At 65.3% G+C, this 1314-nt stretch carries 2 protein-coding genes; both read right to left on the bottom strand.

All coding sequences use genetic code 11. From position 1 onward, the window contains the following. Window positions 1-833, bottom strand: an 833-nt coding sequence (locus IEY88_RS43885; protein WP_308426078.1) for an IS3 family transposase, incomplete at its 3' end; no start/stop codon positions are given. Further along, window positions 830-1297, bottom strand: a complete 468-nt coding sequence (locus IEY88_RS44970; protein ID WP_229694366.1) for a helix-turn-helix domain-containing protein — start codon at window positions 1295-1297, stop codon at window positions 830-832. The genes IEY88_RS43885 and IEY88_RS44970, both read right to left, overlap by 4 nt. Window positions 1298-1314 lie beyond the last annotated feature (17 nt).

Below are 1314 nucleotides of genomic sequence, written 5' to 3' on the forward strand. Positions count from 1 at the left end.
CGGTATTCGACCGGGCTCAGGCCCTTGAGCGTGGTGGAGATTCGGGTGGTGTTGTACCAGTCGATGTAGTCGTCGAGCGCCGCGGTGAACTCCGTGACGGTGTCGAACTTGTTGTGGTGGAACAACTCTTCTTTCAGATGGCCGAAGAAGTTCTCGGCGATGGAATTGTCCAGGCAGTTGCCTCGCCGCGACATCGACTGGGTCAGGCCAGCGTCGGCCAGCAGCCTGCGCCAGGTGGTGTGCTGGTACTGGAAGCCCTGATCGGAGTGCACCAGAGGCGCGGTTGCGGCGGGCAGGGTCGCGATCGCCTGGCGCAGCGAGGAGTTCGTCAGTTCCAGTGACGGTGACGGTCCGTGGCTGTAGGCGACCACGGACCGATCGAACAAGTCGATCACCGGCGATAAGTAAACCTTGCGGTCTCCGACACGGAACTCGGTCACGTCGGTGACCCATTTCGTGTTCGGCGCGGACGCTCCGAACTCACGGCCGAGCACGTTCGCGGCAGTCGTCGCGATCTGCTCGCCCCAGGACCGGTACTTCCGCGGACGTCGGACCTTGCACGCCAGGCCGAGGGAGTTCATCAGCTTCAGCACGGTCTTCTTGGCCACCTGCCGGCCCTGGCGGGCCAGCACCGCGTGCACACGTCGATGCCCGTAACGGCCGTGGGCCGCCGCGAACGCGCCGGCGATCTCGATCTTGAGCTCGGCATACGGATCAGGCCGGGTGAACCTGGCCTGGTGGTAAAAGAACGTTGAGCGCGCCAGGCCCGCGGTCTTGAGTAGTAGCGCGAGCGGATACTCGGCCTTGAGGGTGGCGATGACCTGGCTTCTCAGCCTCGCCCCTGCTCCTTCAAGGCCCGCAGTTTTTCCAGATAGGCCACTTTCGCCGACAGCTCCAGGTTCTCTGCCCGCAGCCGTTCCAGCTCACTGAGCCCGCCGGTGCCGGCGGGGGTGGCCGGTCGGCCTTTCGGCTTGGGCCGCAACGCGTCCTCGCCCTCACGCCGGTACAGACCAACCCAGTTCTCCACCAGCTTCGGCGACGACAGACCATGCTCACGTGTCAGTTCGATCGCGGTCGCCTCACCACTGATCAACCGGCGCACGACCTCGAGCTTGAACTCAAACGTGAACGACCGCTTGCCCGGCTCCATCATCAGCGCTCCCGCGCCTCGCACCTTCCAACGATCACGCAAGCGTCGCACCGCCGTCCGCGGCACGCCCAACCGGGTCGCCGCGGCGTCCTCGCCGAACCCGGCCTCGAACAAGGCGACAGCAGCCTCCCGCTGCCGCTCAGACAACGAACTTCGAGGATGCA

The sequence above is a fragment of the Lentzea pudingi genome, assembly GCF_014646255.1.
GTDB classification, from domain to species: Bacteria; Actinomycetota; Actinomycetes; order Mycobacteriales; family Pseudonocardiaceae; genus Lentzea; species Lentzea pudingi.